The following is a 24,221-nucleotide window of genomic DNA, read 5'->3' on the forward strand; positions in this document are numbered from 1 at the left end:
AATTAGTGTCCTTCCATATCATTAAATTCAAGTATATCGTCAACCCCACAATGAAGTGCTTTGCATATTTTTTCAATGGTATCAAGTGAAATATAATTATCTCGTTTTAATCTGGTAATAATATTAGGGCTGAAGTTAGCTCGTTCCATTAATTGAGCATTTGAAATATCTCTATCAATCATCAAATGAAATAATTTTTTATATGATACTGCCATAGCAAAACCTCCTTGAGGTCTTAATCATATCACATATCCGTGAAAAAATCAACTTGCAAAAGAAAAGAACAATGTATGTTGACAGTATCCTTTTCATTAACTGGTAAACAGCATTAACAGAAAATAAGTTCGTTTGAAACAATTTCCATAGCAACATTTCTAATGTTATTCATTTTCTGCATCCACCGCATTTGATTTTCCTCTTTGAGAGTTTCTTTTATACCTTCTTTTTCGGAAAGCTGTTTCGGGAAAGATTCGGGATTTCTCCTAAAAAATATCGTGAGCAATACAATGTCATATTGTAGGAAAGGAAAGTAATTTGTGCGCTCAGCCGCCTGTTGATATCACCAATAAATCGAAAATTAGAGGCTGAAAAAGCCCGATTTCAAGCCATTTTTCAGTCATAAACTTTGAGGGGTAAGGTGTTTGTACCTTACCCCTCAATTTTGCGTTTGAAAGCGTTACACGCTTCATTATGCGGCTTTCATAGTGCCTTTGATTTATGCAAAAATCACTTCTGCGTTCACGATTTCCACAGCCGCTTCACGCAGCGCATTCATCTTTCCTACCCATTCTATCGGTTGCTCGGCTTTGAGCTTTTCGGTTATACCTTCACGCTCTGCCATCTGTTCTACCAGCCGAAAAAACATATCTTCCGCCTGTTCGTCAATATTCGCAAGATAGCTTCTCAGTTTACCGCTTGTGAGCAGATTCGTATAGAGAACTTTGCGATGCTGTTTGAGATACCGCATATGCCGCTGTCCCCATATTCCTATAGGCTTATTTTCTTCAATGGGCAGAGTGAGATTGGGCAAATAATAGTCGCCTTGCAGCGTGTAAGTGCCACCCATTTGTTCAAATAATGATTTCATTGCAGTTTCCTCCAAATTCAGTTTTATCTATCTAACCCTCTAAAAGTCCTTTGTTTTCAAGGCATATCGCCTGTTTTGTATTCCAACCTTATGTATTTTCCCTTGTTTTTGCCCTTACGAGCCGAAACAAGGGAAATTTTTATGCCCCGCCGACTACTTTATCCAGCAGCCTTGCGGAACTGCGCTTCGCTTCCCTTGTAGCGTGAGCGTAAATGTTCATCGTGGTACTTACATCGGCGTGTCCGAGAAGCTCCTGCACATCCTTCGGTGCTGCCCCGTTTGAGAGCAGATTGCTTGTGAATGTGTGTCGGAGTTGGTGGAAATGGAAACCCTCTAACCCCTCGACCTTTTTGCTTGCCGCCCTGCACATAATCCCTACTGTACTCGGCGCTTCATACGCTCCGTCTGGTCTAAGGCAGACAAAGGATATTTCCTTGTAGCCATCGGGGATTTCTTCCGTTCTCGGCAGACTGTATACCTCGTAATAAGTGCGGTCTTTTTCCTTGACCTCTTTGTAATAGTTGAGGTTGTAAAGTTCTCCGTAACGGAAGCGGTTTTTGTGCTGTTCGGTTTTTGCTGTCCGCAAGATTGCCGCCAGCGTGTCGCAGAAGTCAACAGTGCGGATTTTCTTTCGCTTTGTTGCCCCTATCTCGGTCTTGTGCCTTGCCCCATTGTAGCGCATACTGCGGCGTACTGTGAGATATTGTTCTTCAAGATTTATGTCCTGCCAAGTCAAGCCGCAGACCTCGCCAATGCGAAGCCCCGTATAGTAGGCGATTTGAACGGGGAGCAATGCGGGATTGTCCTTTGCTTTCAGAAAATCCTCCAGCTTGCAAAATTGCTCATGGCTGAGGGTGGGAGTGGAAACCGTGTCGCTGTCCTCGTCCGAGAACAGGTCATAGTCCTCTTTCTTGCCCCGCCATACCACATACTGCATAGGGTTAAAGGTAATCATCCGCTTCGGGAACACCGCAAAGCGGAACGCCCCTTGCAGGACTGCCGAGAACAACCGTAAGTACCCTTTGCTGAGAGCCTTTGCTGTCGTACCGTCGGGATTTTCCCCGCCAAAGCTGAGATAATCCATATACGCCTGCAAATGGTCGGCAGTAACGGTTTTCAGCTTACGGTTAGCGATAGGGTGCTGCTTGATACGGTTGACCGTTCCTTGATACGCCATTACCGTTCCGTTACTGAGATTGCTGGGCTTTAATTCCTCCTCCACCCACATATCCAGCAGCATACCCACCGTGGCGTTTTCGGACTTTGCTACGAATTTCTTTTCCTCGTAGTCGGCGATTGCCTTGCGGAGCATAGCTTCCGTCTCGGCTTTGCTTTCAGTACCCACAAACTCCTTTTGGACTTTTCGACCACTTTCATCTTCGATATAGAAGCGTCCGTACCACTTTTTGCCTTTCTTACAGAACCTTTTGCCATAGATAAAAAACTCCTTTCTATCCGTGGCAATCGGGAATGTGACATATGGTGTGCGTAAAGTAAATAGTGTCACTTGTGCCGATTGTGTTCAATCGGCATCTTCACTTGTCAAGGTGCCACGGAATTTTCTTTTTCGGTAAGCCTTGCTTCGGCTTCCGCTACTATCCCGAAAAGGTCGCCCATAGATATTTTGGTGCGTCCCTCGTCGTAGATATGTAAAATCCCGTCTAAAAAGCGTTTCATATCTTCGATAGGTAATTCCATCTCTTTGCGGTAAACACGTTCGGTAATTGCGCCTGACTCAATGGCATACCGCCTAAGCGACTGCTTCAAGCCCTCGTCCTCTGCCACACGGTCAACCTCCGCCATAGCGTCCGCAAAGTGATAAGTCATAACCGTATAGAGGTCAATCATCTTTCCGAGGAAAGTCGTGAGTAACTGCTGGTGCGGCTCGCCCTTTACCACAGAAGAAACCGTATCAAGATACTTTTTGATGTGTTCCTCCATATCCTTTGCACATAATGTGCGGCTGTCGTATTCCTTATCCTCGGAAAGCCCTGTCAGCCATTCGGGAGTGGTAAGGAGTGCTTCGGCAAGACCGTTGATAATCATTGTGCGCTTCGGGTCAACGCCGTCCGCTTCATACCGCTGAATGGTGGATTTGTTTACGCCGATACGCTTACCGAGTTCGGGCATTGTTAAGTTTAACTCCGTTCGGCGTTCTTTTACCCGTTCGCCGACTTGTTTTGCGGTGAATATGATTTCGTCTTTCAAGGTTTTCACCTCCTATGGTCTTTATTATAGCATAGGAAAACTTATTTTGCAACCCATTTTGCAATATTAATTAAAAATATTTTGAAAACAGTTGCAAAACGGGTTGACAAGAGATAGCAAAATAAGTATACTTACAGGTACATAGTTGCAAAACGAGTATTTGCGAAAGAAGATGTAAAAATGAGCGCAGTCAAAATGGGTTTAACCATCGAAGAAGCGGCCAAGTGTACGGGTATCGGCAGGAACACCATGCGGAAGCTGGTAGACTGGGGCAAGCTGCCCGTCCTTAAAGTCGGGCGAAAAGCAATTATCCGCAGGGACACGCTGGAGCATTTTATGAGCGTCAATCAGGGCAGAAATCTTCTCAATCAGAATGATGTCCGCAGAGTGGAATAACGCCCATTCTTTTTTCGGGAAGTGATTTTAAGCCCTCGGCGTTTGAGAGCGAAATACACCCCTCGCACAAATCTCCGATTTGTACTCAGGGTATTTCGCCCCTGCGGGGAGCTAAGTATCAACGCAGTCACTTCCCGTTCCCGCATTGATACTTTTCGCCGCCACTGTTTCGTGTCGGCGGCAACTGTCAAGACGGTTGCAAAAGAGATAAGCACCCATTAAGGGAGAAAGGATACTATGGCAAGACACAGCTTCATACAGATGTCGAAGCTGCCGAATGTCAAAGGACGGATTTCCTATATCACAAGTCCCGCAAGACAGGAAAACCTGTACGCCGCCTACCGCACCGCAGACAATGCCTTTTGGGGCAATCTTGCAAAAGAAAGCCAGCAGGAGTTTAAGCGAAGCGGCGCAGACGGAAAGTGTGTCGAAGCAAGGGAACTGATTATCGCCCTGCCCGAAGTCTACACGCAGTATGAGCCACAGCAGGTTCTCGAAGATTTCACGGAGGAATTTCACAGGCGGTACGGTGTGGAATGTGTGTCGGCTCTGCACCACAACAAGCGCAAGACCAATTATCACATTCATCTGATTTTCAGCGAACGGACGCTTTTGCCCGAACACAAAATCAAGATTGCCACCCGAAGCGTGTTCTTTGATGAAACGGGCAAGCGAGTACGCACCAAGAAAGAGATTACCGATGAGGACAGAAAAATCCGAGAGAGCTGTACCGTCATTAAAAAGGGAGAAGTTTATGAAAGCCACCTATTCACTACAAAGGATGACCGCTTCAAGAGCGAGCCTTTTCTTCGGGAGGTAAAGGCAGTTTACACCGACCTAATCAACCGCCATATTTCCACCCCCGAACAGCATTTGAAGGTGTTTGATAAAAACAGCGTCTATCTTCCGACCAAGAAAATCGGCAAGAACAACCCCAAAGAGGACGAAATCAAAGCCGACAATGCCGCAAGGCAGGAATGGAATAGGACAGCGGATATGGCGTTGTTATCGGGCATCTCCGAAACAAAGATTTTAGAGGTTAAGCGGACAGAGATACACGAAAAAACGAGCCAGTCCATCAAAAGTAAAGGATGGCTGCCTAATCTGTTCCACAGTATTGTCAATAAGGCAAAAGACCTCCTGCAAAATTTAATCCGTGAAAAGGATATGCCACCCAAGCCTACGCTTGACATTGATATGGCAGAGTTCCACACTATGCAGAAACTGATGATAAAGGTGCAGGATAAGGCGAAAGAAATCCGACATTTGCAGGATACGGTACTTCCGAAACTGAAACAGCAGCTTACCGACACAAAAGGGATTTTTAAGGGTAAGGAGCGAAAAGCCCTTACAGAGCAGATACAGCAGACCGAAAAGGAAATCTCCGAAAGGATGGATAAACTGCCCAATATGATAAAAGAGGACGGCTATCCCGATGTGCAGGCGTTTATGACAGCTTACCGGGAAGCGGAAGCCGTTGTGGAACAGTACAACCGTCGTCTTGCCGAGTGGGAGCAACAGGTTAAGGAAAAGCGCAGACCGCAGAAACCGCCCGAAAAAGAGAGCGTCAGAAACAGGCTCAGGCAGTTGCAGGAGCAGGGCAGACGGCAGCCACGCAGAAAGAAATCCTTTGACAGAGACAGCCGATAGAAAAACAACGACTGCCGCACTTTACGAGACATTCGTTGTTAAGAAAAACCGCCGCTATGGTTTTATCCATACACGGCGGCATACATAGATTGGTTAGTATTCCTGCCTTTGAATGACGGTTATCTGTAAATCCTTTGCATTGATGAGCGTTTCCTGCCTGCATTTCGGGCAGTAGAGAGGAAAGTTTTTCAATACGGTATCTTCCCGCAGTCTGTCACGGGTTTTGTTGCCGCAGACAGGGCATAATATCCATTCGGTTTTCATTTCCAATCTCCTTACTTCTGACAATTCGGACAATATACGCTGCTCCTGCCGCTGATTACAACACGGACAAGTGTTTCGCCACAGTTTGGGCAAGACTCGCCAGCGTGACCGTACACCTGCAAAAAGGGCGTGTTGCGATAGTCCTGCCCTTTCGTTTGAAGGTAATCCTCCTGCTCAATATGATTTTTCTCGATAAAGTAGGATAGACATTCGGGAATCATCTCGGCAAGTCGTTCCCATTCTGTCTCTGTTAAGCTGTCTGCGGAACGAGCAGGACAAATTTTTGCCAGAAACAGGATCTCATCGGAATAGATATTGCCGATTCCCGCAATCACGCTTTGGTCAAGCAGACACTCTTTGATTTTCTTTTTTCGCTTTCCAAATTTGCTTTTCAGATATTCAACGTTACACTCACGAGACAGTGGTTCAAGCCCCAATTTTTCGATTCCGCTGTATGTATCTTTTTCGCCCTTTCGTATCAGCCAAAAACGCCCGAAACGGCGGATATCGGAAAATTGCAGTTCCTTTTCGCAGCTTAGATGAAAAATGATATGCGTGTGCTTTTCCATTGGATAGTCAGACGGTGTAACAAGCAAGCAGCCTGTCATCCGCAAATGCAGGATGATCCTGCTTTCATTTTTCAAATGAAGTATTAAAAACTTTCCCTTGCGTGTCATGGCGGATATTTCCTGCCCCGTAACGGCTCTGAGAAATTTATCAGCGTTCGGCTGTGCAATAACTTCCGAGCGATTGACAGTAATTTTTTTGATAACAAGCCCTTTTATCTGCGGTTCAATTACATTTTTTATCGTTTCTATTTCAGGTAGTTCAGGCATTATTGTCACCGCCTTTTCTTGCTGATCTTTTGATTTCGCTGTGATAGAAATAATTAACAATCACAGGCGGAGCGTCAATAGAACAGCTCATACTGTCATCATTCGTAACATAGTCAAAACCGATTTCGGCAGCATATTCTTTTAGTTCTGCGTCGAGAATTTCCCAATAACTGCGATTACCTCGATTATAAATATCCTGATACAGTGGCAGCAAAGCAGGATATTTCTCTTTGATATAATTCATAATGACCGCTTTATAGCTGCCACGCAGATTTAGATTTTCAAGCCATATCAAATTGTATTGTTTCTTCGCCCGTTCAATTATCGCCTTGACATCGGTAATGCCGGGAAAAATCGGGGAGATAAAACAGGCAGTGCGAACGCCTGCGTCATGAAAAAATTTCATTGCAGCAAGCCGCCGTTCGATAGAAACAGCCTTGTCCATATCGTCCTTGAACGTTTCGTCAAGGGTGTTTATGCTTATGCCGACTCTTGCATTCGGCAAAGATTTTATAAGTTCTATATCCCTTAAAACAAGGTCAGATTTCGTTTGAATGGTAATTTTTGCTTTGCTTCCCTGCAGCTGCTCCAAAAGTGCACGGGTACGCATATAGATTTCTTCCTGAGGGTTATAGGGGTCGGTTACAGAGCCGACAAAAAATTCTTTGCTGTCGTATTTCTGTGGATTTTTTATCTCATCCCAATATTTTACGTCTAAGAATCTTCCCCAATCTTCGGTATGTCCCGTAAATCGTTTCATAAAACTCGCATAACAATACTTGCAAGCGTGCGTACACCCAATGTAGGGATTTACCGAATAATCGCTGATAGGTAAATTGGATTTAGTGAGAATAGTCTTGGTACCCACTTTATTTATGATAATATCGTCCATAGCAGCTCCTTTATATTTCCAATTTCATATAGCCTTTCATATCCGAAAAGCTTAAAGACGAATAAAGTGAGCGAGCTTTATCGGAAGTTTCCAAATATATTTTGGTGATTTCTTTTTGCTTTGCTTGCTCTATTAGCCAATTTACAACTGCTTTCGCCACGCCCTGTTTACGGAACATAGGATGGGTATAGATATTCATAAGATAGGCACACAAACCGTTTTTATTATCGGGCGAAGGCATTTCTCGGTAAATACATATACCGCCGCAACCTACGATTTCTCCGTCAATGCAAGCAAAACAGGCAATGTGCTCTCCGTTTGGTATGGCATTCAAATAGTATGCATGGTTGTTTGCTCTGAGTTCGGACATATCCAAATTTTCTTCGATAGAAAACACATCGTGTAAAACTTCCATACGCCAAGACATAAGCGTATCTATATCCTCTATTGTTGCTTTTTTAATTTCTATCATAGCGCACCTGCTTTCATAACGACGGGTAATTTTGCTGTATCGGGTTTGCCGTTACTGTTAAGCGGAATGCTCGGCATTTTAATCATAAATTCTGGTATCATAAATGCTGTTAAATGTTCGGCAAGTTCTTTGCGTATTTGCGATACTTTAACATTGTTATCTGACGGAACGATATACGCCGTCATAAAGCTGAGTCCGTCTTCGTCGATAAACGCACGGACTACCGCTTGTTCAACGCCGTTGCATTGGTAGAGTCGTGCTTCTACTTCGGCAACTTCAACACGCTTTCCGAGTATCATAATTTGATTGTCTTTTCTATGTAAAAAAGCAATATTTCCGTCGGGCAGAATATATCCCAAATCGCCGCTGCGGTAATATCTTTCGCCGCTATCCGTCGTTGCAAACGCTTTATTTTCTTCGGCGTGATCGCCTATATAGCCGAGCGATACACCATTACCGTAAATACAGATTTCGCCTGTTTCGCCGTGCGGTAATTCTTTTCCGTATTTATCTAAAATTTTAATACGGGTATTTTTTACCGCCGTTCCGATAGGGTATGTTCCGTCGGACAATACGCTATCAGCCGTGCAACGGAAGTAGGAGGCACACACCGTCGTTTCTGACGGTCCGTAGGTATTATAAATTTCCGCTTTTCCCAAAAGATTGCTTATGTATGCGCTACGCAAAACGTCGCCGCCGCTTATGAGTAAGCGCAAGCAAGACGGTATTTCGGGTAAGTGGTTCATTTCCGCTAAAAGGTACGGAAAGCCGCTCAACATTGTTATCTTATGTTTTTCCACAAATGCCATAAGCGAACGGATGCCCTGTTTATCTTCGTCGGACGGAATAGCCAGAGCTACACCGTTTAACAGGCTTGTAAATACTTCTTCAACGAAAATATCGAACGAGCATACCGAGTATTGCAGCATTATGTCTTTTTCCGTAGGGCAGAATTCGTTTGTAAACGCTTCCACATAGTGGCAGACGTTCCCGTTTGTAACACAAACGCCTTTCGGTTTGCCTGTCGTTCCCGAAGTATAAAGAACATAAGCGGGCGAATTTTCCTTTGCCGTATTTACCGTTTTTACCGTAGGCGTTTCAAGTCCGCAGATAGAGCAATCGAAAATGTTTGTATCGAATCCTTTTAATTTATGATCAAACGCTTTTTCTGTCAAAATAAAATCTACGTTTGCTTCTTTCATCATATATTGTATTCTGCCCGTTGGGAAGTTCGGCTCGGCGGGAATATATCTTGCGCCGCATTTGAGTACAGCCAATATCGCCGCTATCATTTCTGCACAGTGACTCATAACGATTCCGATGCTCGTTATCTTTTCGGGAAAACTTCCCGCAATTAAATCGACTAATTCGGAAAGTTGTCCGAAAGTCAATGTTCTGTCGTTTTCGATAATCGCTGTTTTGTTTGTATATTTTGCTACAGCGTTTTCAAACATAGCATAAATAGTTTTTTCCATAAATAGTCTCCTGTTAATTTTCCAATATCCATTTGATACCTTTTGCCGAACGTAAAGCGCAATCTTTGAAGTGATTGCCTTCGTTCAGTTCAAAAACGGTGTGGATATTCTTTTGAGCGTAGTAACACTCGATTTGCTCGGTGTTTTCCTGCACGGTTTTCAAGTACGGATTTCTTGTTTTGCTTTCCTTGTTTCCAAGTGAAAAATAAATATAATCGGGCATTCGTTTTAATTCGTGATTAAAAATGTATTCTTTAAAATCAGGATACCACAGCGAACCCGACATACTTGCCGCACGAGAGAATATATCCGTTTTGTAGAGCGAATATATCGCAAACAGCCCTGCAAGAGAATAGCCTGTTATTGCTCGCCATTCGGGTTTTCCTTGTATATGCTCTTCTGACGCAGGAATAATTTTCTCTGTAAGAATACGCAAATATTCATCCGCTTCGCCCGAACACGGCGTATCGTTTGGGGATATAGGCGGTATTGCATACGGCGTCATATCGCCATCCCAATTCAAATTGCCGATTACGACGAGTGAAAAATCTTTGTCTGTTATTTCCTTTAATGCACGATAAACGGATCTGCCGCTTTTATCGTAATTATTGAAATATATTACAGGCTTATCTTGTTCTGTGCATGCATAGATTTCAACGGTGCGGTTTTCGATATTAAATATTTTAGCCGTTATCATTTCCATCTTCCAAAGCGTATTTGCTTGTCTATGTCGGGATTATATTGCTCTAATTGCACTTCATCGGGATTTGCATAACCAATACCTATAAACACAGGTATCATATAGGTCGGTGGCACTTTAAGCCTTTTCTTCACCGTGTCGTGTTCCTCGTTCAGCGGTATGCGCATGGAGCAGGACAACCCCTCTGCCGTAGCCGCCAAAAAGATATTTTCTATGACACACCATATGGTAGCAAAAGGATTTAGCTTTGAAACATATTCGCCGTTCAGCTGCTTGGATTTAAACACGGGGATTATTACATAAGGGGCATCCTTGAGCATTGTAAACTGTTTCGGCATAGCGTAGCCGTACATTTTCTGCCCTAAAGTTATGGGATAGGGGCGGGGCATATTGAGGTATCGGTCGGCGTCGAATTTATCGGCGATTTTCTTCGCTTCGGGAAAGGCAAATTCCTTTTCCTCATCGGTTCTGAGGACGATATACTGCCAGTTGCGGTTATGATCCCAAGTGGGCGCTTTGTTGCCCGCCTCTAAAATTCTTTTGATAATCTCAAAATCAACTTTTGTATCTAAAAATTCCCTTGTCGTTTTTCTTTTGTTGATTGCTTCATAAAGTTCCATAGTTCAATCCTCCGCTTCCCTGTTGATAAGCTCAGTGAGATTTTTTGTAAATGTTCGTGAGAGGTCTATCAGCTGTTTTTGCTCCTCTTGTGTAAACATAGACATTGCTGTATCTTCAGCCCATGTGATGTGGCGGACAACCTTTTCACAGTAAACTTTGCCTGCTTCGGTTATCCGTACTATTTTCTCCCGCTTATTTCCTTTGCGTTCCTCAACCGTTACATATGCTTCGTTTAAAAGATTTTTAATAATCAAATTGACTGTCTGTTTGGACTGAAAGGTGCGCTGACAAATTTCCATCTGTGTCACGCCGCCCTTGTCATAGAAATCGTCATAATATAAAACGTTAACTACTAACAGTGTTTTCATCAACATTCCGTGGCGTTTGGCATACGCATCATACAACGCAAACTGCTCATCCCGAAATTTGCAATATAGATATGCGTTTTTCTTGGTTTCCTTTGTTATATCAGCCACCTCCCTTAAAGTCAATTACCGTACAGTAAATTTATTGACTATTGTTAGTGTAGCAAGTTTTGTCCTGTTTGTCAAGAGTATAAGTATTGACATTTCTTCAAAAACAGCGGCAAGGATTTTCCTTGCCGCCTTAAAACACTAATTGAAAATCAATTCTGTATTGATAATTTCTCTTGCTCTGATTTGGATATTTCCCATTCTTTGTATCCATAACATTTGATTTTCAACCTTGAGCATTTCCGTTATACCTTCTTTTGCTGCCATCTGCTTTATCAACCGAGAAAACATATCCTGCGCTTGCTCGTCAATATCGACAAGATAGCCGTTCAGCGTTCCGTTTGTTAGAAGCGTTGTATAAGTTACTCTCTTATATTCTTTGAGATACCGCAAATGCCTCTGCCCCCATAAGCCGATAGGCTTGTTTTCTTTTTCGGCTGGTAAAGTAAGGCAAGGAATATAGTAATCTCCCTGCAACTCATACCAAAGACCGTTGCTTTCATCATAAATATACTTGTCCATTAAAAAAGTCCTCCGTTATAACGTTATAATATATTCGCACATATGTCACAGTTCTCCGATTGCCACACTCTGTTATATCTTGTTATGAGATTTTCTTGCCCTTAATTTTGCCCTTATAAGCAGTCAGGGAAAGAGTAAGCTTGTGTGAAATCATATAAAGGGATAAGGTGAACACATTGCGATAAATCCTTTATTTTCAAGGTTTCTGGAGGATTTTATTGAAGCCCTATGACGGACAATAACCACTTATAAAATTGTGGTTTTCAAATTCCGATTTAGATTTTCTGCAATATACCGCACCGATTGTCTTTACCACTTGTTTTCAAAACCTTCGTTACGGCACCTCATCATATGTCTGGCTCCTCTTTTTAATCCTTTGAATTCCAACAGCTTGCATGGCGAAACTTCCAGCGCATCTGCCAAATCGAACAGAGTCATCATGGAAAATGCTGTTTTCAAATTCGGCGCTTCGATTTTACTCAAATGAGTGCGGCAGATAAACGCCTTTTCCGCCAATTCAAACTGGGTCATCCCCCGCAGCTTGCGGTAATAGGCAATGTTCAGCCCTACCTCAATCAACCGATCCATCTTTGCCATCACCCCACGACTATTATAACAAGGCAGGCGGCAAACAAAAACAATCCACGTTTTTGCATATGCGTATGGATGGGCTGCTCATTCTCCTAACATACTCTTTACAAGAGACATAAGCAGCGTTCTCTGCTCGGCAGACAAACGGTATACCGTCTGTACTACCTCATCATTTAAAAGGCTCTGCATCGAGAGGTCACTGAAGAAATCAACCACCGGCAACTCCAGCGCATGGCAAAGCAATTCTATGCTTTCGACGGTGGGATTTTTATTTCCCTTTTCAATTTCTCTGACAAAGCTTTGGGATAATCCCGCACGGTCAGCAAGGGCATTGACGGACAGCCCTTTTAAAAGACGCAACGTTCTCAGGCGATTCGCAACATCCATCAACGTCCCTCCCTTTGCTATAATAGTAAACGAATTTCAGTCAAAAGATTACAGTTATAGAATTGACTATATAACGCTATAGTGATATTATGGGTATCGTGGTGATGTTTATGCCTTCCGTTTGCTTTCTCTGCGACTGTGATTCTCTGTCTCGTTCGTCCGCATCTCTCCGGGAAAGGCTCTCCGAATCCCTGGAAAATGCCGTCTATCAGGGCTACCACCATTTCCTGTGCGGTTTTGATGGGGAGGCCGACTGTATCTTTGCGGCTCTTGTTCTGGCCCTAAAAAAGGAATATCCCCGCATCCTTCTAGAGGCCTGCCTGCCTTACTACGAGGAATCCCTCTTCTCCACCCCGCCTTACCGGAACCTTTTGGCCCAATGCGACCAGATTATGTTTTTCTCCGAGAAGCCAGACCCGAACAGCCGGGAACGCCGGGACCTTGCCATGCTCCGCCGGTGCAGCCTGGCCCTTGTGGCGCTGGGCAGCGAAGAAGGAACGGATTTTACCCTCCGGCAGGCGCTTTTGGAGCGAGACCGGTTTCTAGAGCTGATCTAAGCAAAAAGGCCCGTGCTTTTGCACGGGCCTTTTTCGATTTTCTTTCAGTCCTCCAGCAGCTTTTTCATGAACTGCTCGGTGGAAACGCCGCTGGGGCGGTTAAACCGATTGAGCGCATACAGCTTCTCCGGGTCGCGGGTAACGTAATTGGGTTTTTCGTAGCAAGTAAGCGCCACGGTAAATCCCAGCTCTTTGAGCACCGGCACCGATTCTTCGCTGATATAGCCGTAGGGATAGGCAAACACAGTGGGAGTAATGCCGCAGTTCTCGCTCAAAAGATCCTGGGTCTTCATAAGATCGGCCCGCAGGGCGGCCTGGTAATCCTCGGTGCTTTCCCCCTTCCTCTTCGAACAGCCCCGGCGCTTATCTTGGCTGTGCATGTTATAGGTATGGCTGCCGATTTCAAAACAGCCGGAAGCGGCCAGAGTCTTGATGTCCTCCCAAGTCAGGTGGGCGTAATTGGGCTTGGGATCGGGCGTGTTGGAAAACCGTTCGGAATAACTGCCTACAATGTTGATTTCTGCCTTGGCCTGATGCTTTTGCAGGATGGGTAGCACATAGGTCAGGTTGTTGAGGTACCCGTCGTCAAAGGTGATAACCACCGGCTTTTCCGGGAGCGCCGCGCCGCTGTAAACATAGTCCACCAGTTCTTGCAGGAATATGGTGGTATATCCGTGTTCTTTCAGGTAAATCAGGTCGTTTTCAAATTCCGTGGGAGACACTACGTATTTTCCATCCATTTTCTGGTCCTTGAGCACACTATGGTACATAACGATGGGGACCTTTACGTGTTCCTCCTCCGGCACCGCGCAGTCGGCGGTGGCGATGGTAACCGCTGGAATGGAAATGCAGCACACTAGCAGCAGCATCCCCAGTGCCGCGATAACCTTCCACTTGATTTTGTAACAACGAAACATAGCGATCGCCTCTCCCTCCGCATAACTATATGCCAGAAGGGGCAACCGCTATGAATCGTTTTTGTTTATGCGTTTAGCAGTTCAAACTGGGAAGCGGAGGTATCTACCAGCTGACCGGTTTTGTCCGCCAGATCCAGAGTAAGGGTGGCGGTGTCCCCCGCCACTTCCACCTGCACCTTCGCCAGCAACCCGGCGTAATGCTTCTCTTCCAATGGCATGACGGAAAAGCCATTCCCCTTAAGTACCACATATCCGTACTCTCCCGCCACCGGCTCGATTTCCATAGTGACCGCACCATAACGCACGCTGTCATAGGAAACCCCGTCGCCCGTCACCTGAAGGTTCTGCGCGTACCGCAGCTCGCCCAGCAGGCTGGTGGCGACGGTAGAAGAAACCACGCTGCTTTCGGCCTGCACCATGCTTTTCTGATAAATCCGAAGAAGAGAGGGCATCAGCGCGGCAAGGCTGGCTGCCAGAATCCCCACCAAAGCTACCGCTGCGATCATTTCCACCAGCGCAAATCCCCGTTTGCCTGTTTTCCTTTTCCTGAACATGGCTTTCATCCGCCTTTCCAAGCGCTTATTTCTTAGCCCGGTAGGCCTTGAGCTGGCCCGCCTCAATCACCGTAACTCCGCAGGCGCCGCCGTTTAACAGCCCGTCGTCAAACTGGATGAGCATCTGGCCTTCCGTCCCCTCTGTCGCCGTTTCCGCCTGTTTGCAGTCGGTCTCGAAGGCTTCGTCCATTTCCTCGGCGGTGCGGTTCATTTTGCTGGCGGTGGAAAACATCACCGAGAAGGAGAGCACCACTAAGGAGATGAGCAGGATGCTCACCACCGCCTCTACCATGGTTTCCCCTTTTCGGCTGCGCCGCAATCGCTGTCGCTTCATGTTCCTGGCCTCACTTTCCCGCCGCAAACCGGTCGAACTGCCAACTAATTTCTGTTTTCGTCCCGTCTCCCGCCGGTCTGGTCACCGCGATGAAGTAGGCCGTCATCTGGTAGGAGTCCTTCTCCTCCTGAGCGCGGATCACCGCGGTCAAATCATAAGTGTTCGTCATAGTAAGCTCCATCTGCGCGTCCATACCGGGCACGCCGGTTACTGTCGCCGGATAGGTCTGTTCCCCAGCGCCGCCGGCCACCTTGGAAACCGCTGCCGCGGCAAATTTGGAAAGGGGTAAAGCATCGTCCCTGCTTGTGATCTGTATCTTCCCGTCCGGGGTTTGCTCCATCGTCAGCGTCAGTTTCTCCACCTGTTCTTTGAGCAGCTGCCCGGCAGACTTGGCCGTCAGGTACACCTGCTCTTCCCTGGCCGCCTTGCGGGAATCCCCCACATTGGACGAAGCGGACAGCAACACGCTCGATCCGATCAACAGGCAAAAGGACAGGAAAATCAGCACGATGGCAAGCGACGCGCCTGCTTTGCCGCGAAGCTGGTTTCCAAACCGTTTTTCCATTTCATCTGCCTCCTTCTTCATTTCCGCCCAGAGCGAAGCGGGCGGGCAGACACTCGGACGTCCGCGTCTTCCCTCTTCGCAATGGCAGCCGTTACCTGCAAGGGGGCAAGGGGATTGCCGCTCTGGTCATAGGGCCGGATGGTCAGCCGCACCTGCCGCAAAGCCGCTTCTTTGGCGAACGTGAAACCGAGCTGCGTCATGGTGGTCTGGGGCGCGTCCGGGGCGTTTGCCAGGACCTCGCCGCTTTGCGCGTCCACCGCTTCCGTCTGATAGCGCACGGCGCCACTCACCGGCTTCCAATGAAGGACCACCCGGTAGGCGGAGGCGGTGTCCTCCGCAGTGCTGGCGAGAATCCAGTCGGCAGACGGCAGAGAAAACTTCACCGTGCGGGTCGTAGGCGGAGAATCGGCCGTTTTCTTGGCGTCGGAGCCTTTTGCACATACGGTAGTCACTAAGCGGTCCCCGTCCTCCACCGCCCGGCTCAGCACTGCGGTATAGCCGAGGGCGTCCACTGCCGTCACCGTGCGGTAGGTACCTAGGTTGGCGCCCGTGCTGCTCTGATGCTCCAACACCACCTCATAGCCGTTGTTGTTCACTACCGCATCCCAGCGCAGGGCGGCGCTGGCGCCGTCCGCCGTTACCGTCAGGTTGGACGGGCTGGATAGCTGCAGATAGGGTACCGTCAGCGACGCGTCCATAGGGTTGGTCAGCTTGCGCAGGGTGTCGGAGGGTTCCACCGGCACATAAGAGGAATCGAAAACCGGGGTGACCCGCACGGTTAAAGTTTTGCCTGCGATTTTTACATAGGGCAACGCCATGTCGTAAGCGAAGACGCCCGACGTGCCCGCCAGGGAAACCTGCTCCCGCTTGACGATGGTGCTGCCGTCGAGCACCATCATCTCCAGTGAATCCGCCTGGGTCAGGGCGGCGCTGTAACGTACAATGGTATGGTAGGTGACGGCGGCGCCGTCCGCGGAAGTGGTCCCGCCGTCCAGGGATACCCCCAAAATCCGCCGCACTCCCAAATCCATGGGGATGGCTTCCAGGGTGGGAACGTCCCCATGGACCGCTTTGAGGGTCACCTTATTCGCCCGGTCTTCCGAAAGGGGCAGGATGTAGGAGGCGGCGTCTGCGGGAAGGGTGGCGGTAAGCGCTCCGTCCACATATAGCTCATACTGGGCGGCATTTGCCACCTTCGTCCAGGACAGGCTCGCCATCAAGGGCACCGCGCCGTCGTCCAGATTCGTGAGCGTCAGCACTGGCGCGGGCAAAGGCGGCACCACCGCTTGGCCGCTGACGGCCGGGTCCGAATCCAGGTATGCCTTACCCAGCAGCTGGTCGGCGTACCCGTCTGTCACCACCAAAAACTCCCATTTGCGCCCAGCATAGAAGCTGTCTAGCGTGACCGACGCGGTAAGCTTGTCGGTGGAAAGGAGGCGGGAACGGTTGCTGGTCCCCTGCTCCTGGATATAGACGGTATAGGTCTTGGCGTTCTCCACCGCGTCCCACTTCACCGTGCTGGTGATGGGATAGGAGACAATCTGCTCGGGGATGGAAACCTGCACGTTTTGAGGTGCCGCCAATTGGTCGGTGACCTTGTGGGGGTTATCCACAAGTTCCGGCAGCCCGTCGGACATCCGCCGCCGCCAGGCGGAAGACCCCTCCGGCAGGCCGGTGTTAAGCAGGCTGATAATGGACTGGTACTGTTCCGCCCTGGCCGGTCCGTCGGAATAATTGGTGTTTTGGATGACGTCGCTGGCATAATACGTGTCCTGGACGCCGGAAAGCTGGTCAAAGGAATAGCCGTAAGTATTTTGAGGCTTTTGCCCGTTTCTGCCGCTGCCCAGGGTGACGCCGGATACTTGCCCCACGTCGTAGGCGGTGTCGTTGAGCTGGTACTTGTTGTTCTGGTTTCCAGCCCGCAGCTTGACACTCAAACCCACTGCCGGCAGCGTCTGGTAAACCACGCGGTTGAAGTTTGTATAGGTGTAGTCGGACCGGTCGTTCATGTAGGAACTGTTGTTGGGATTGATGACCGGCGTCAGGCCGTGCTGATAATAGCCGCAATTGCGGATGAAGCTGGTATCGCTGCCGTAGTGGACGCCCACGATGCCGCCGATCTTGTTGTTGCTGTCGATCTGGCCGGTAGGAGTCAGGCTGGTGGTGTTATTCACACGGCGGTAATCGCTTTCGATCCGGCCGGAATTGTAGCAGTTATAAATCTGCCCGGCGTTTAAAGCCGCGATGCCGCCGGTGTTGTTGCCCCGGTTGTGAGGCACCTGGTCGGGGGTATAGTACTTGATACAGACAACGTCGCTGTTGTTATAGCTCGAGTAAATCTTTCCCGTCATGGCGTTGTATCCCACCACCCCCCCGATGGACATGGTGGTAGGCCCGTGGCTGCTGGTGCCGGTGACCAAGCCGCCGTCCCGGTAGCAGTTTTGAATCAAGCCCGCGTTGTACCCGGCGATGCTCCCCATCATCAGATGTGGAAGCTGGGTGCCGGAGAAGTGCATGTTCATATCCTTGCTGTTGAGCACCGCAAGATTGCGCACCACGCCGGTTTCCCCGATGGTGGCGAACAGACCGGTAAAGAAACTGTTGGAGGTGGTGGCTTCGATTTCCATGGCAAGGCCGGTGATGACATAACCGCCGCCGTCGTAATAGCCGCGGAACATCCCCTGCCAGCTGTTGGCGCTGGGGTTGTCGTTCATATTGCCCACGGAGGAAATTTCCTGGTTGTCAAAGGGCTGGCCGGTGCCGTAGGCGTAATTGACGCCGGTGCCGCCCACCGAATAGAACATCCGGCCGATGGGATAGAAGAGCCCGTGCATATCCTTGCCGCTGCTTATGCCGGTTTTTTGGTCGTACCGGTCGGAAATAAAGTCGTTTGTTAGGCTGATGACATTCGTCTGTACGAAATTCGCGTCCAGGCGGTACTTGACCGCCTCCAGATGGGCGGGCGAACTAACCTGGTAAGCCTGGGCATAGCTGCCGTCCCCCTTTTGGATGGTTTCCATGACCACCTTGCCGGTTTCGTCCAGGTCGTTGGCAAAGTCGGTGTGGGCGTAATGGGTGCGGCTGGCCAGAAGGTTGCCGTTCTCCGAATATGCATAGAGCGTAATTTTCAGCCGCCCTCGATACCGGTTGAGACCTTTGTCTTGTTCCAGAAGGAAATGGGAGACGTCCAAATACCCACCCGCCGGCTGCTCCACAAGAAAGCCGCTGGCGTCGATAGGGTCGAAGGCCTGGAACAAATTGCGGTTCCCAGCCGAAGCCGTCATGCCGTAGGCAGGGTCGCCCGCGGTGGGCAGGTTCCCTTCCACGAACAGCTTGTAGCTGGACGCTCCGGGATATTTCAGCCAGCTGATTTCCAGATTCTCCGAGTTGGTTAGAATGGAATGGAATGCATGGGTGTCGATGGCTTCCTCAAAGGGCGTGCGGTGAAGATTTTCCGCCATACGCAAGGAGGCAAACGGGAAATAATAGTTTTCCGCCGTTTTCGTGAAGGCGTAGACATTGTTGCCGTTGGCGCAAAGGCGGGGCAGCATGGTGGCCGGGCTTTTCAAGTCCGCCCCGGAAAGGGATTCGCACACGGCGGCGTTCGACCAGAAGCCGCTCTGCCCGATGGCCTCATGCTGCACGCTAGCCACCGACGCGCAGTAAGCGGCTGTACCGTCGTTTTGCCCGACGATGCCGCCGGAAGTTCCTGACTGCATATTTCCCACGTAGCCCAAAGAGCTGGAATACCGCACCGTGGAGCCGGACTGGTTAACGCCTACGACGCCGCCAACCACTCCCTTCGCGGAGACGGGGGTGACCATGCCGTATTCGTCCACGCTCTTCACCAGTACCCGGCCGGTATTGTAACAGGAATCTACCGTTCCCCGGCGGTTATCCCCCAGGACGCCGCCGATCTTCAGGTCGGAAGCTCCCTCGCTTGTCCCCACGGCGCCGGCGTTGTAGCTCAGGGTCACCATCGCTTCCATGCCGTCGTTACGGCCCACCAGGCCGCCGGCGGTGGCGCCGGCATCTCCGGCAATCCGCGCGGTGTTCAGGCAGCCGGTCACCGTTGCGGCATTTTCGCCCACGACGCCCCCCACCGTACCGCCGGCGGGAACCCACAGCTTAGACGGGGTAGACATAAGGCCCGAAAAATCGGAAAGGTCGGAGGTATGAGGAGCGGGGCCAACCGTACACGCCTTGACTCTCCCGGTGTTTTTAGCGGCAATACCGCCCACAAGGGCATTGGACGAGGTGGATTCAATCACCGGCATGCGCAGGACTACCTCCTGCACTACCCCGGCGTTTTCCGCAAAAAGGCCCGCCTGCCGCTGAGCAGAAAGCAGGGTAAGTCCCCGGATTTCCTTTTGGTTGCCCTGATAGGTGCCGGTGAACGGCGCTACGGTTTCCGGGGCGCCTTTCTCCCAGATCTGTCCGATGGGTTTGTGGTAATTGCTCACGCCTTTGGAACCGGCGTACACCCCGAAATCAATCTGGTTTGTCTGGGAAAACACGTCCGCCAGATAATTGGCGGCTCCGGTGCTTTTCCCGACGTTTCGCAGCTGACGGGGAGTGCGCGTTTCAAAAGGATGGGAAACGCTGCCCAAGGTCCAGGAGCCGACGGCGGTTGCATTTCCGAAATGAGGATTGAACTTCACCGACGTATAAAGGCTGGTGGAAATAGGCGGCTGATCCGCGTTCTGGTCGTACACGGTGCGGTCGCACCGCACCGCCGCGGTATAAAATCCGCTGCCGCTCACGTGGAGCCTATCCAAGGGATTGGGGTACAGGTAGACGAAATAATAGAAAATGCCGTTTTCTTCCGCAATGGTAATCTCGAAATCGTCTTTTTCCAGGCCAAAGGCGTTGGCCGGCACGTTTACCGTGAACTTGGGGTTGTTGGGATTGGGGACCCCGTTGTCGGTAGCCGCAATCTCGAGGACGAGAACCGGGTCCTCTCCGTCGTTCTGGCGGAAGGGGCCGTCGTAGAACTCCAGGCGGTAGGGCTCGTCGTCTTTGAAATGATTGGGCTGCATGGCCGGGAAGCTGAAGACATACCGCTCGTTATAGGCGGGGGTGTTTTCTTCCAGGTTGGAGGTGAACGCCCCGCCTGCACGGTATTGTTCCTCATACCGGCTCCAAATGGGCAGATAGGGAGGCGGCAGCTGTTCAATTTCCGGCCACTCCCGATAATGCTTCATACCCACAAGCTGGGGATAGGGATACCCTTGCGGGTCGGAGCTGTCTTCCCGCGCCTGCATCCAGACATCCGCGCCGAATCCCGGATAGTAGACAAAGGCATCGCCGTCAAATTCCGTCATGGCCGCATAGGTCAGGCCTTCCGGGGAATCCGGATCTCCCGCCACCGTGTACACCCATTTCGCCGCGTTATAAATGGTCTGCTGAAGAAAAGCCGTGTTCTGGATGGAATCGGGCGCTGCGTTCTGATTGACGCCCGCGATGCCGCCGATGCGGCTAAGGACCGCTTCCTCCAGCACCTGGGTGGAATTCGCGAGCATCGCGTTGACATAGGAGGTGCGGATGACGCCGTTCGACCAGTTGGACCCCACCAACCCCCCCACTTCATGCGCTTCGGGTATAGTGGTCTTAATGTTGACAAAGAACTCGTTGTCTTTCGTCTCACCAAAGTTAACGTAGCAGTTTTCCACCACGCCGTCGTTTGCGCCCACCAGGCCGCCCACTATACCGTTTCCTTCCACGGTGGTGGACGATGCATAGCACACATGGATATGCCCCTCGTTAATCCCGGCCAAAGCGCCGGTATATTTCCCGCCGCCTGCGGCCTCGCCGTCCACCAAGGCGATCTTCGTCAGCTCTCCCGAGCGGCCCACCCGGGTGAACAGACCCAGATTTTCCTCCTCCCCGCCAAAGCGCAGGCCGGAGATAAAGGATCCGCCCCCGTCGTACCGGCCCTCAAATACGTCAGAAGTTTCCGCCTCCTTGAGCAAAACCCCGCTGGCGTTGCGAGACGGATAGTTCTGAAACGCGGCAAAATCGAAAAGGTCCGGCTGCCAGGTAAAATCGGCGGTTTGCAGGTAGCGATAGTCCGCCGCGCCGTAGCGGACGTTGTTAAAATGCCGCAGGTTTGCCACCCGACGGACCGTCTCTTCCTGCGTCACCGCCTCGGAAGCATAATAGGAATGCTCCACGTTGGACTGGCCCTTCTGGGTGGGCGAACCTGCGGCCCGGACTTCCACCACCGCCATAATGTTCCCGGAAGGGATGGTGGGATAGGCTTCAAAGATGCTCATGCCCCCGTCCTTGCCCACTAGTTCGTCCAGGACCAGGGTGAACTCGTTCTTATCAATGTCATAGGTCAGAGAATGGGACAGTAAGTTCTCGGTCACTTCGCCGGTCATGCTGCCGTTTTGGTCATACACGGGCGTGCGGGTGATGAGAGTCTGCTGTCCGCCCGGGAGCATGGGGGTCTTGGAAAGCAGGATGTTGGACAGCTCCAGGTAAGGGGCTCCCTTCCCGTCGGAAGACAGAATCTTGAGGGTATAGGAAATATTCATTCCCATGCTGCCCGCCGGTTCGCAGTCGTTCCAGGTAACCAGGAGCTTTTCGCCGTTTTGAATCTGAGGCCGGGGCCGTTCCGTCCCACTCACCGGCGCACCGGTGGGAGTGTCCCCATAATAGCCCACCCGGCGCTGCTTGAGGTCGTCATAGGCGCGCGCGGAGACATTCACCACACCCGTGCGGCCATCGCCGCCCTCGGTGTAGCTCAAAGAATCCGCCCGGTCGCTGTAAAGCGCCGCGTACACCAGCCCCGTTTCCCGGTTGAATTCCACGGTAAAGCAGCCGTCGAGCAAGCTCTTGTCCATCAGATACGGCTCGATGAATTCCACCAGCTTCTCGCTTTTGCCCGCATTTTTGCTGACGGTCATGTACACAAGGTTCCCTTTGGACTCCTCAAACGCTTCTGATACGCCGGAAAGGGACACGTTCTCCATTGTCCCGCCGGTACCGGGCGGGTTGTCATAGAACGCCTCTTGAAGCGCATCATTGAACTCGCCGCTGTTTTTGTACGTCATCAGGGCGTCCTGCATGGCGAGAAAGACGGTTTTCGCCTTGTCGTTGAGGCCCTGCATTTCGTTGTTGACCTGGTAGGTCAGGATGCTCGGGATGGCGATGGCGGCCAATATTCCAATCACCGCTGCGGTAATTACCACTTCCACTAAGGTAAATCCGTGTTTTCTCCGCCTGCATGTAGAAAGGAACGCAAAAAAAGAGCCCATGATGTCCTCCTTTTCGCCCACGTCGGACAGGAACCTCGATATGTATTTTTATTGTATCAAATTTCGCCACATAACACAATGACTCTGGCACATTTCCCATCAAAATCAGCTAAATTTTGTGGATGATTTCCAGTTTGTTGGGTTTTGCCGTTGGAAAGGCTGTCCCTCCTTATCCACCATACGGAAGGACGCGCCCTCTTATTCCCTTATTTTTCCTATGGAAGACAAAAAAAGCCCGGAGCTTCTGCTCCGGGCTTTTTTCTCATTCGGTGGGAAACGGCCGCAAAAGCCGCGTCTTACTCCGCGTCGTCCGCGTTCTCCCAGTTGTGCCAGACGCTTTGGACGTCGTCGTTGTCCTCAAGCATTTCCAGCAGCCGGCCCATCTTCACAATCAAATCCGGGTCTGTAATCGCAGTATAAGTGTCTGGCACCTGCTCCACGTCCGCGGAAACAAAGGTGTATTTCCCCGCAAGCTCGTCACGGATGGCGGAGAAATCCTCCGGCTCGGTAAAAATTTCAAACACGTCTCCGTCCGACTGAAAGTCAGACGCGCCTGCTTCCAGCGCAGCTTCCATAACCTCGTCTTCGTCAAGACCTTCCGCCTCAATGACGATAACGCCCTTCTTCTGGAACATAAAAGACACGCAGCCGGTAGTGCCCAGGTTGCCGCCGAACTTGTCAAAATAATGGCGCAGGTCGCCGGCCGTGCGGTTGCGGTTGTCGGTGAGGGTTTCCACAATCACCGCTACGCCACTGGGACCATAACCCTCGTATTGGATGGCCTCATATGCGTCGGAGTTCCCTTCGCCGGACGCCTTTTTAATGATGCGGTCAATGTTGTCGTTGGGAACGTTGTTGGCCTTCGCCTTGGCAATGGCGTCCTTTAAGCGGGAATTGACCGCCGGATCACCGCTGCCGCCTTCTCGTACCGCCATGGCAAGCTCGCGGCCGATCTTCGTAAAAATCTTCGCCTTCTGGCCGTCGGTTTTTTCCTTTTTGCGTTTGATGTTGTTCCATTTCGAATGTCCAGACATACTTTCATCCCCCGTACAAGATAGCAATGCTTATTCAATTATCAGACGTTTAATTTTATCATAGCTTTCAGAAAAGTACAAGTATTCCCCTTGCTTTTCCCAGCGGCCCGGGCGATTTTTTGCATAATCTCCCCGTTCCGCTTCCGGCCGAATGTTTTGCACGAAAAACAGCCCGGCTCCATCCCCTCCGCAAAACCCACAACCGCCGAACATAGCCCTCCCCGGTCGATGCGGTCATTCTGCAGGAGGCTCAGCTCGCCGCTGCAGCAGGGCTTGGAATAGTCCCGTTTGACATAAGCCTTCTGTTCAGGTCTCTTCTCAGCAAAACTCTTTATGATGGAAAACCGGCTTCCGTCTCAGGTTCGCCCGGTTCCTTCTTTCTTCTCTAAGCCTGCACCAAAAGCGCCGCCGGCAGAATTGCCGG

Annotated in this window: 25 protein-coding genes; 3 read left to right on the forward strand and 22 right to left on the reverse strand. The window is 50.1% G+C overall.

All coding sequences use genetic code 11. The features are described from left to right. Window positions 1-2: 2 nt before the first annotated feature. The 5 genes from WMO26_RS09390 to WMO26_RS09410 all read right to left on the reverse strand — a co-directional run bounded on the left by WMO26_RS09390 (window position 3) and on the right by WMO26_RS09410 (window position 3,304). Complete coding sequence (locus WMO26_RS09390; RefSeq protein ID WP_349219909.1) at window positions 3-215, reverse strand: helix-turn-helix domain-containing protein; 213 nt, start codon at window positions 213-215, stop codon at window positions 3-5. 113 nt (window positions 216-328) lie between these two features. Then, window positions 329-502, reverse strand: a complete 174-nt coding sequence (locus WMO26_RS09395) for a TnpV protein (protein WP_349219911.1) — start codon at window positions 500-502, stop codon at window positions 329-331. A gap of 213 nt (window positions 503-715) precedes the next feature. Next, window positions 716-1,087, reverse strand: coding sequence for a TnpV protein (locus tag WMO26_RS09400; RefSeq protein ID WP_349219913.1), 372 nt, complete (start codon window positions 1,085-1,087; stop codon window positions 716-718). A gap of 139 nt (window positions 1,088-1,226) precedes the next feature. Further along, entirely contained in the window at window positions 1,227-2,432 is a 1,206-nt protein-coding gene (locus tag WMO26_RS09405) for a tyrosine-type recombinase/integrase (protein ID WP_435431553.1), read from the reverse strand. Window positions 2,433-2,629: 197 nt separating this feature from the next. After that, on the reverse strand, window positions 2,630-3,304 hold the full coding sequence (locus WMO26_RS09410) for a helix-turn-helix domain-containing protein (protein WP_435431554.1): 675 nt from the start codon (window positions 3,302-3,304) through the stop codon (window positions 2,630-2,632). Window positions 3,305-3,475: 171 nt separating this feature from the next. Here WMO26_RS09410 and WMO26_RS09415 point away from each other — a divergent pair, with 171 nt between their 5' ends. After that, window positions 3,476-3,691 (forward strand): helix-turn-helix domain-containing protein, encoded by a 216-nt coding sequence (locus tag WMO26_RS09415; protein WP_349219916.1) that lies wholly within the window; start codon window positions 3,476-3,478, stop codon window positions 3,689-3,691. Window positions 3,692-3,928: 237 nt separating this feature from the next. Further along, window positions 3,929-5,341, forward strand: a complete 1,413-nt coding sequence (locus WMO26_RS09420; protein ID WP_349219917.1) for a MobA/MobL family protein — start codon at window positions 3,929-3,931, stop codon at window positions 5,339-5,341. Window positions 5,342-5,434: 93 nt separating this feature from the next. On the opposite strand, the gene WMO26_RS09425 is transcribed toward WMO26_RS09420, so the two are convergent. The 11 genes from WMO26_RS09425 to WMO26_RS09475 form a co-directional block, all read right to left on the reverse strand. Then, window positions 5,435-5,605 (reverse strand): cysteine-rich KTR domain-containing protein, encoded by a 171-nt coding sequence (locus WMO26_RS09425; RefSeq protein WP_349219918.1) that lies wholly within the window; start codon window positions 5,603-5,605, stop codon window positions 5,435-5,437. Between the two features lie 11 nt (window positions 5,606-5,616). Next, window positions 5,617-6,441 carry a bifunctional DNA-formamidopyrimidine glycosylase/DNA-(apurinic or apyrimidinic site) lyase gene (gene mutM, locus WMO26_RS09430; protein ID WP_349219920.1) on the reverse strand — a complete coding sequence of 275 codons (825 nt, stop codon included), beginning with the start codon at window positions 6,439-6,441 and terminating at the stop codon, window positions 5,617-5,619. Next, window positions 6,434-7,333 (reverse strand): radical SAM mobile pair protein B, encoded by a 900-nt coding sequence (locus tag WMO26_RS09435; protein WP_349219922.1) that lies wholly within the window; start codon window positions 7,331-7,333, stop codon window positions 6,434-6,436. The genes mutM and WMO26_RS09435 overlap by 8 nt, the downstream gene beginning before the upstream one ends. A 10-nt stretch (window positions 7,334-7,343) precedes the next feature. Further along, window positions 7,344-7,805 (reverse strand): GNAT family N-acetyltransferase, encoded by a 462-nt coding sequence (locus WMO26_RS09440; RefSeq protein ID WP_349219923.1) that lies wholly within the window; start codon window positions 7,803-7,805, stop codon window positions 7,344-7,346. After that, entirely contained in the window at window positions 7,802-9,280 is a 1,479-nt protein-coding gene (locus WMO26_RS09445) for an amino acid adenylation domain-containing protein (RefSeq protein ID WP_349219925.1), read from the reverse strand. Before WMO26_RS09445 ends, WMO26_RS09440 begins: the two co-directional genes overlap by 4 nt. Before the next feature lie 13 nt (window positions 9,281-9,293). Continuing rightward, entirely contained in the window at window positions 9,294-9,977 is a 684-nt protein-coding gene (locus tag WMO26_RS09450) for an alpha/beta hydrolase (protein WP_349219926.1), read from the reverse strand. Next, window positions 9,974-10,600: a nitroreductase family protein gene (locus WMO26_RS09455; protein WP_124100974.1), complete on the reverse strand. Its 627-nt coding sequence runs from the start codon at window positions 10,598-10,600 to the stop codon at window positions 9,974-9,976. Before WMO26_RS09455 ends, WMO26_RS09450 begins: the two co-directional genes overlap by 4 nt. 3 nt (window positions 10,601-10,603) lie before the next feature. Further along, window positions 10,604-11,005 (reverse strand): MarR family winged helix-turn-helix transcriptional regulator, encoded by a 402-nt coding sequence (locus tag WMO26_RS09460; protein WP_349219928.1) that lies wholly within the window; start codon window positions 11,003-11,005, stop codon window positions 10,604-10,606. A gap of 210 nt (window positions 11,006-11,215) precedes the next feature. Then, a complete protein-coding gene (locus WMO26_RS09465; protein WP_349219930.1) occupies window positions 11,216-11,596 on the reverse strand; it encodes a TnpV protein in 381 nt (126 codons plus the stop codon). 309 nt (window positions 11,597-11,905) lie between these two features. Further along, the gene (locus tag WMO26_RS09470; protein ID WP_349219932.1) at window positions 11,906-12,184 is read right to left on the reverse strand and encodes a helix-turn-helix domain-containing protein; all 279 of its coding nucleotides are present in this window, start codon (window positions 12,182-12,184) and stop codon (window positions 11,906-11,908) included. An 87-nt stretch (window positions 12,185-12,271) separates the two neighbouring features. Continuing rightward, a complete protein-coding gene (locus tag WMO26_RS09475; protein ID WP_349219934.1) occupies window positions 12,272-12,574 on the reverse strand; it encodes a helix-turn-helix domain-containing protein in 303 nt (100 codons plus the stop codon). Window positions 12,575-12,684: 110 nt separating this feature from the next. Here WMO26_RS09475 and WMO26_RS09480 point away from each other — a divergent pair, with 110 nt between their 5' ends. Further along, on the forward strand, window positions 12,685-13,131 hold the full coding sequence (locus WMO26_RS09480; RefSeq protein ID WP_349219935.1) for a hypothetical protein: 447 nt from the start codon (window positions 12,685-12,687) through the stop codon (window positions 13,129-13,131). Between the two features lie 44 nt (window positions 13,132-13,175). On the opposite strand, the gene WMO26_RS09485 is transcribed toward WMO26_RS09480, so the two are convergent. From WMO26_RS09485 to WMO26_RS09510, 6 genes are all read right to left on the reverse strand, one after another. Further along, window positions 13,176-14,048: a polysaccharide deacetylase family protein gene (locus WMO26_RS09485; protein ID WP_349219937.1), complete on the reverse strand. Its 873-nt coding sequence runs from the start codon at window positions 14,046-14,048 to the stop codon at window positions 13,176-13,178. A 65-nt stretch (window positions 14,049-14,113) separates the two neighbouring features. After that, a complete protein-coding gene (locus WMO26_RS09490) occupies window positions 14,114-14,602 on the reverse strand; it encodes a type IV pilin protein (protein ID WP_349219938.1) in 489 nt (162 codons plus the stop codon). 25 nt (window positions 14,603-14,627) lie between these two features. Next, window positions 14,628-14,936, reverse strand: a complete 309-nt coding sequence (locus WMO26_RS09495; protein WP_349219940.1) for a type IV pilus modification PilV family protein — start codon at window positions 14,934-14,936, stop codon at window positions 14,628-14,630. Between the two features lie 10 nt (window positions 14,937-14,946). Then, entirely contained in the window at window positions 14,947-15,501 is a 555-nt protein-coding gene (locus WMO26_RS09500) for a hypothetical protein (protein WP_349219942.1), read from the reverse strand. Between the two features lie 17 nt (window positions 15,502-15,518). Then, window positions 15,519-22,763, reverse strand: coding sequence for a type IV pilin protein (locus WMO26_RS09505; protein WP_349219943.1), 7,245 nt, complete (start codon window positions 22,761-22,763; stop codon window positions 15,519-15,521). Window positions 22,764-23,059: 296 nt separating this feature from the next. Then, window positions 23,060-23,797: a YebC/PmpR family DNA-binding transcriptional regulator gene (locus WMO26_RS09510; RefSeq protein WP_349219945.1), complete on the reverse strand. Its 738-nt coding sequence runs from the start codon at window positions 23,795-23,797 to the stop codon at window positions 23,060-23,062. Window positions 23,798-24,221: the final 424 nt, after the last annotated feature.

It is taken from the genome of Solibaculum intestinale (assembly GCF_040096205.1).
GTDB lineage: Bacteria > Bacillota > Clostridia > Oscillospirales > Acutalibacteraceae > Solibaculum_A > Solibaculum_A intestinale.